Source organism: Luteimonas sp. 8-5, assembly GCF_029763755.1.
Taxonomy (GTDB): Bacteria; Pseudomonadota; Gammaproteobacteria; order Xanthomonadales; family Xanthomonadaceae; genus Cognatiluteimonas.
In genome coordinates this window covers 1-7086 of record NZ_JARUVM010000108.1, presented here as the reverse complement: position 1 = coordinate 7086, position 7086 = coordinate 1, and the positions used below count along the sequence as shown (strand labels likewise).

The following is a 7086-nucleotide window of genomic DNA, read 5'->3' as shown; positions in this document are numbered from 1 at the left end:
AGTGGCTGGCGATCGCGTTCTTCGCGATCAGCATGGGCATGGCCTGGTACGCGACCCATCGCGCGGTGCCGCAAGGCCCGTCGCAGCAGGACCTCGGCGTCATGGCGCAGGTACCGGCGGTGCCGGAGGCCGCGCCCGCGGCAAGCGACACGGTCCCCGCGGTGCCGGCGCAGGCCCCGGCCCCGCAGCAGGAGCCGCCGCCCGCGGGCAACTGATTTAAAATTGCAGACATTGCCCAGGTGGCGGAATTGGTAGACGCACTACCTTGAGGTGGTAGCGGCTTCGGTCGTGGGGGTTCGAGTCCCCCCTTGGGCACCATACGTACGAAGAACCGGACAGGACGTCCGGAATACAGGCCACGGAGGCCGGAAGAGGACAAGCGTGCTGGCCGAATACCTGCCGACCCTGCTGTTCCTGATCGTTGCCACGGGCATCGGCGTCGCCCTGATCCTGATCGGCAACCTCCTCGGGCCCAAGCGGCCCTCCGTCGAAAAGCTGTCCGCGTACGAATGCGGTTTCACCGCCTTTGAGGATGCGCGCATGCAGTTCGACGTCCGCTATTACCTGGTCGCGATCCTGTTCATCGTGTTCGACCTGGAAATCGCGTTCGTCTTCCCCTGGGCGCTGGTGTTCCGTGAACTCGGCGTCTTCGGCCTGGTCGAGATGGGCGTGTTCCTGTCGCTGCTGGTGATCGGCTTCGTGTACGCGTGGAAGAAGGGAGCATTGGAATGGGAGTGATCCAGTCGGTCGAGCGGTTGGTGAACAACCCGCTCCCGGACGGGCGCGTCGACGACATCCTGCGTCCGGAAGGGGAGAACCCGCTGCTGGACCGCGGCTTCGTCACCACCAGTTCCGACGCGCTGCTCAACTGGGCGCGCACCGGTTCGATGTGGCCGATGACGTTCGGCCTGGCCTGCTGCGCAGTCGAGATGATGCACGCCGGCGCAGCGCGCATGGACATGGACCGCTTCGGCGTGGTGTTCCGCCCGTCGCCGCGCCAGTCCGACGTGATGATCGTGGCCGGCACCCTGGTCAACAAGATGGCCCCGGCCCTGCGCAAGGTCTACGACCAGATGCCCGACCCCAAGTGGGTGATCTCGATGGGCAGCTGCGCCAACGGCGGCGGCTACTACCACTATTCCTACGCCGTGGTCCGCGGCTGCGACCGCGTGGTCCCGGTGGACGTGTACGTCCCTGGTTGCCCGCCGACCGCCGAGGCGCTGGTCTACGGCATCCTGCAACTGCAGAAGAAGATCCGCCGCGCCACCAACTTCGGCGAGAACAGGACGGGGTTGCGCTGATGGCCATGGTTGTCGATTTCGCGGCCAGCCTGCGCGAGCGCTTCCCGGCCGCGGAGGTCAGCGTGGCCGAACCGCGTGGCGAGGTGGGCATCGTCGTCGATGCGGCGGCCTGGCATGACAGCTGCCGCGCGCTGCGCGACGAGTTCGGTTTCGAGATGCTGGTCGACGTGTGCGGCGTGGACTGCATGGGTTACGGCAGCGACGAGTGGGACACGGGCGTGTCCTCGCAGGGATTCTCGCGCGGTGTTTCCGGCAAGGGCCCGGGCCGCTTCCGCTTCGGCGAAACGTCCAGCGAGCAGGTGCCGCAGCCGCAGGGCGTGGCCGAGATCGCGATCCCGCGCCAGCGCTTCGCCGTCGTCGCGCAGTTGCTGTCGGTGCGCCACAACCGGCGCGTGCGCGTGAGCTGCTTCGCCCCGGACGACGCATTTCCGGTGGTGGATTCGGTCGTCGACCTGTGGCCGGTGGCCAACTGGTTCGAGCGCGAGGCCTTCGACATGTTCGGCATCGTGTTCAACGGCCACCCGGACCTGCGCCGGATCCTCACCGACTACGGTTTCGTCGGCCATCCGTTCCGCAAGGATTTCCCGCTGATCGGCAACGTCGAAGTCCGCTACGACGCCGAACTGCAGCGCGTCGTGTACGAGCCGGTGACCTCGGTCGAGCCGCGGGTGAACGTGCCGCGCGTGATCCGCGACGACGCCCGCTACCAGACCGCGCGCGGCGAGGACCAGGACCTCAAGATCGACAGTGGCATCGGCCCGGCGGGGGCAGCCCGATGAGCGCGATTCAATCCAGCACCATTCCAGCCAGCAGCCCCTTCGCCAGCAACCCGGCCGAGGCGAGCAAGGAAATCCGCAACTACACCATGAACTTCGGCCCGCAGCACCCGGCCGCGCATGGCGTGTTGCGCCTGATCCTGGAGATGGACGGCGAGGTCGTGCAGCGCGCCGATCCGCACATCGGCCTGCTCCACCGCGGCACCGAGAAGCTGGCCGAGTCCAAGCCGTTCAACCAGTCGATCGGCTACATGGACCGCCTCGACTACGTGTCGATGATGTGCAACGAGCACGCCTACGTGCGCGCCATCGAACAGCTCATGGGCATCCAGGCGCCGGAGCGGGCGCAGTGGATCCGCACCATGTTCGACGAGATCACCCGCATCCTGAACCACCTGATGTGGGTCGGCACCCACGGCCTCGACCTGGGCGCGATGGCGGTGATGCTGTACGCGTTCCGCGAGCGCGAGGAACTGATGGACGTGTACGAGGCGGTGTCCGGTGCGCGCATGCACGCTGCCTACTACCGTCCCGGCGGCGTCTACCGCGACCTGCCGGACCGCATGCCGCGGTACCGCGAGTCGAAGTGGAACAAGGGCCGCTCGCTGGCGCACTTCAACCGCTGGCGCGAAGGCTCGATGCTGGACTTCCTGGAAGCGTTCGCCACCGACTTCCCGCGGCGCGTGGACGAATACGAGGTCCTGCTCACCGAGAACCGCATCTGGAAGCAGCGCACCGTCGGCATCGGCGTGATCTCCCCGGAACAGGCGCTGGCGTGGGGCATGACCGGCCCGATGCTGCGCGGCTCCGGCGTCGAATGGGACCTGCGCAAGAAGCAGCCGTACGCCGCCTACGACAAGGTGGAGTTCGACATCCCGGTCGGCACCAACGGCGATTGCTACGACCGCTATCTGGTGCGCGTGGCCGAGATGCGCGAGTCCGCGCGCATCATCCTGCAGTGCGTCAAGTGGCTGCGGGCCAACCCCGGCCCGGTGATGGTCGACAACTTCAAGGTCGCGCCTCCCTCCCGCGAGGAGATGAAGGACGACATGGAAGCGCTGATCCACCACTTCAAGCTGTTCTCCGAGGGCTACTGCGTGCCCGCGGGCGAAACCTATGCCGCGGTCGAGGCGCCCAAGGGCGAGTTCGGCTGCTACCTGGTGAGCGACGGCGCCAACAAGCCCTTCCGCGTGCACCTGCGCGCGCCGGGCTTCGCGCACCTGTCGTCGATGGACGAATTCGTCAAGGGCCACATGCTCGCCGACGTCGTGGCGATGATCGGTACCTACGACATCGTCTTCGGCGAAATCGATCGTTGAGGCAGGAATGAAAGCTACCGGCAATTTCGAGAACGCACGCAACGTCGACCCCATGGTTGCGCTGAGCGATGCCACCCGCGCCCACATCGACCACTGGCTGACCAAGTTCCCGCCGGACCGCAAGCGCTCGGCCGTGATCCAGGGGCTGCACGCCGCGCAGGAGCAGAACCAGGGCTGGCTGACCGACGAGCTGATCGCCGCCGTCGCCAAGTACCTGGGCATCCCGCCGGTGTGGGCCTACGAGGTCGCGACCTTCTACTCGATGTTCGAGACGAAGCCGGTCGGCCGCAACAACGTGGCCTTCTGCACCAACATCAGCTGTTGGCTCAACGGCGCCCAGGACCTGGTCGCGCACGCGGAGAAGAAGCTGGGCTGCAAGCTGGGCGAGTCGACCGCCGACGGCCGCGTCTACCTCAAGCGCGAGGAAGAGTGCGTCGCCGCGTGCTGCGGCGCGCCGGTGGTCGTGATCAACGGGCATTACCACGAGAAGCTCGACGCCGCGAAGGTGGACGAGCTGCTGGACGGGCTGAAGTAATGGCAGGGCACTCCCACTATTCGGAAGGCTACGGCCCGGTCGGGCCGGCGCCGCAGGAGCACAACGTCGTCTACACGACGCTGCACTTCGACAAGCCGTGGTCCTACGAGAACTACCTCAAGACCGGCGGCTACAGCGCGCTGCGCAAGATCCTCGAGGAAAAGATGGATCGCGCCGCGATCATCGAGATGCTCAAGCAGTCCGGCCTGCGCGGCCGCGGCGGCGCAGGCTTCCCGACCGGGCTGAAGTGGAGCTTCATGCCCAGGCACGACGGCGAGAAGTACATCCTGTGCAATTCGGACGAGTCCGAGCCGGGTACCGCCAAGGACCGCGACATCCTGCGCTACAACCCGCACGCGGTGATCGAGGGCCTGGCGATCGCCTGCTACGCGACCAATACCAAGGTGGCCTACAACTACCTGCGCGGCGAGTTCCACCACGAGCCGTTCGAGCACCTGGAAGAGGCGACGCGCGAGGCCTACGCCAACGGCTGGCTGGGCAAGGACATCCTCGGCAGCGGCGTCGACATCGACATCTACAACGCGCTCGGCGCGGGCGCCTACATCTGCGGCGAAGAAACCGCATTGATGGAATCGCTGGAAGGCAAGAAGGGCCAGCCGCGCTACAAGCCGCCGTTCCCGGCCAACTTCGGCCTGTACGGCAAGCCGACCACGATCAACAACACCGAAACCTACGCCTCGGTGCCGGCGATCGTGCGCAACGGCCCCGAGTGGTTCCTCAACCTGGGCAAGCCGAACAACGGCGGGGCCAAGGTGTTCTCGGTGTCGGGCCACGTCAACAAGCCCGGCAACTACGAGATCCGCCTGGGCACCTCGTTCGCCGACCTGCTGCAGATGGCCGGCGGCGTGCGCAACGGGCACAAGCTCAAGGGCGTGATCCCCGGCGGCTCGTCGATGCCGGTGCTGCCGGCCGGCACCATGATGGGACTGACCATGGATTACGACGCGCTGCAGAAGGCCGGTTCCGGCCTCGGCTCGGGCGCGGTGATCGTGATGGACGAGACCACGTGCATGGTCCGCGCCTGCCAGCGCATCGCGCGCTTCTACATGCAGGAAAGCTGCGGCCAGTGCACCCCGTGCCGCGAGGGCACCGGCTGGATGTACCGCATGGTCAGCCGCGTCGTCGAGGGCACCGCGACCGTCGACGACCTGCACATGCTGCGCGCCGCCGCCGGGCAGATCGAGGGCCACACCATCTGCGCCTTCGGCGAGGCGGCCGCGTGGCCGATGCAGGGTTTCCTGCGCCATTTCTGGGACGAGTTCGAGTACCGCATCGTGAACGGTCGCTTCCTGGTCGACGACGAGCGCGACGGCACCGTCGTGCGCAAGCAGGTGGCCGCATGAGCGCGCAGCCCGTGAACCCGAACCTGCCGCCGGACCATGTGACGGTCTTCATCGACGGCGTCGAGCTGGCCGCGCCCAAGGGCTCGATGATCATCCATGCCGCCGACAAGGCCGGCATCCCGATCCCGCGCTTCTGCTACCACGACAAGCTGGCGATCGCCGCCAACTGCCGCATGTGCCTGGTCGACGTCGAGAAGATGGGCAAGCCGGCCCCGGCCTGCGCCACCCCGGTGATGGACGGCATGCAGGTGCGCACGCGCAGCGACAAGGCGCTCAAGGCGCAGCGCAACGTGATGGAATTCCTGCTGATCAACCATCCGCTGGACTGCCCGATCTGCGACCAGGGCGGCGAGTGCGAGCTGCAGGACCTGTCGCTGGGCTACGGCCGCTCGGTTTCGCGCTTCTCCGAGCGCAAGCGCGTGGTCGCCGACGAGGACATGGGTCCGCTGGTCGCCACCGAGATGACCCGCTGCATCCAGTGCACCCGCTGCATCCGTTTCACCGCGGAGGTCGCCGGCACCTACGAGCTCGGCGGCATGATGCGCGGCGAGAACCTGCAGATCGGCACCTACGACGGCAAGCCGCTGACCACCGAGCTGTCGGGCAACGTCATCGACGTGTGCCCGGTGGGCGCGCTGACCAACAAGGTGTTCCGCTTCCGTGCCCGTCCTTGGGAACTGATCGCGCGCGAGTCGCTGGGCTACCACGACGCGATGGGCAGCAACCTGTTCCTGCACGTGCGCCGCGGCGACGTGCTGCGCACCGTCCCGCGCGACAACGAAGACGTCAACGAGTGCTGGCTGTCGGACCGCGACCGTTATTCGCACCAGGGCCTGTACGCCGAAGACCGCGCCACCCGTCCGATGATCCGCGTGGCCCGCAACGGCGACGACGGCGACTGGCGCGAAGCGAGCTGGGACGAGGCGCTGCAGAAGGCCGCCGCGATCCTGCGCGACAACGGCGCCGACAAGCTCGGCGTGCTGGTGCATCCGGCGACCTCGAACGAGGAGGGCGCGCTGCTGGCACGTCTGGCCGAGGCCCTGGGTACCGGCAACCTCGACCACCGCATTGCCCAGCAGGATCTGTCCGACGGCGCGGTGGCCGAAGCCTTCGCGATGCCGGTGGCGGCGATCGAGCAGGCCGATGCCATCGTCATCGTCGGATCCAACCTGCGCCATGAGTTGCCGCTGTTGCATGCGCGCGTGCGCAAGGCGCAGCTGCGCGGCGCCAGGGTGCACGTGGTCAATCCGGTGGACTTCGACTTCACCTTCGAAGCCATGACGCGCCAGATCGTCGCGCCGTCCCGCATGGCCGAAGCGCTCGGCCAGGTCAGCCTGGATGGTGCCGCCAGTGCGGTGGTGATCGTCGGCGGCGTGGCCGAGGCCGGCGCGCATGCTGCCGCCATCCGTGCCGCCGCGCGCGCGTTCGCCGCTGCCAACAATGCGGCGCTGTGCCGCGTGCCGCAGGGCGCCAACGCGCTCGGCCTGGCCCGCCATGGCGTGCTGCCGACCGGCCGCGACGCACAGGCGATGCTGCGCGACGGGCGCGGCGCCTACGTCATCTACGGCATCGAGCCGGCCCTCGACTTCGCGGACCAAGCGCTGGCGATGCAGGCGCTGGGCAACGCCCAGGTCGTCGCGTTCAGCCAGTTCGCATGCAGCTCCACCCGGCGCGTGGCCGACGTGATCCTGCCGATCGGCGCGCTGCCCGAGATCGACGCCACCCTGACCAACCTCGACGGCCGCGACCAGCAGGCCGTGGCCGGCGGCAAGCTGCCGGGCGAGGCGCGTG

7 protein-coding genes, 1 tRNA gene and 1 pseudogene are annotated in these 7086 nt (G+C 67.8%); all 9 read left to right on the top strand.

What is annotated here, in order from left to right; translation table 11 throughout:
- Positions 1-215 (top strand): annotated as a pseudogene (locus tag QAA18_RS10720) (preprotein translocase subunit SecG); the annotation flags it as partial.
- An 18-nt stretch (positions 216-233) separates the two neighbouring features.
- Positions 234-318 (top strand) — tRNA-Leu (locus tag QAA18_RS10715).
- Positions 319-381: 63 nt separating this feature from the next.
- A complete protein-coding gene (locus QAA18_RS10710; protein WP_279412930.1) occupies positions 382-738 on the top strand; it encodes an NADH-quinone oxidoreductase subunit A in 357 nt (118 codons plus the stop codon).
- Positions 729-1301, top strand: a complete 573-nt coding sequence (locus QAA18_RS10705; protein ID WP_279412929.1) for an NADH-quinone oxidoreductase subunit B — start codon at positions 729-731, stop codon at positions 1299-1301. Before QAA18_RS10710 ends, QAA18_RS10705 begins: the two co-directional genes overlap by 10 nt.
- Positions 1302-1306: 5 nt before the next feature.
- Positions 1307-2080 carry an NADH-quinone oxidoreductase subunit C gene (locus tag QAA18_RS10700; protein WP_279412931.1) on the top strand — a complete coding sequence of 258 codons (774 nt, stop codon included), beginning with the start codon at positions 1307-1309 and terminating at the stop codon, positions 2078-2080.
- Positions 2077-3396 (top strand): NADH-quinone oxidoreductase subunit D, encoded by a 1320-nt coding sequence (locus tag QAA18_RS10695; RefSeq protein ID WP_279412928.1) that lies wholly within the window; start codon positions 2077-2079, stop codon positions 3394-3396. The genes QAA18_RS10700 and QAA18_RS10695 overlap by 4 nt, the downstream gene beginning before the upstream one ends.
- Before the next feature lie 7 nt (positions 3397-3403).
- Positions 3404-3931, top strand: coding sequence for an NADH-quinone oxidoreductase subunit NuoE (nuoE, locus tag QAA18_RS10690; RefSeq protein ID WP_279412927.1), 528 nt, complete (start codon positions 3404-3406; stop codon positions 3929-3931).
- Complete coding sequence (gene nuoF, locus QAA18_RS10685) at positions 3931-5295, top strand: NADH-quinone oxidoreductase subunit NuoF (protein ID WP_279412926.1); 1365 nt, start codon at positions 3931-3933, stop codon at positions 5293-5295. The genes nuoE and nuoF overlap by 1 nt, the downstream gene beginning before the upstream one ends.
- On the top strand, positions 5292-7086 hold a 1795-nt coding region (gene nuoG, locus QAA18_RS10680), incomplete at its 3' end, for an NADH-quinone oxidoreductase subunit NuoG (protein ID WP_279412925.1). The genes nuoF and nuoG, both read left to right, overlap by 4 nt.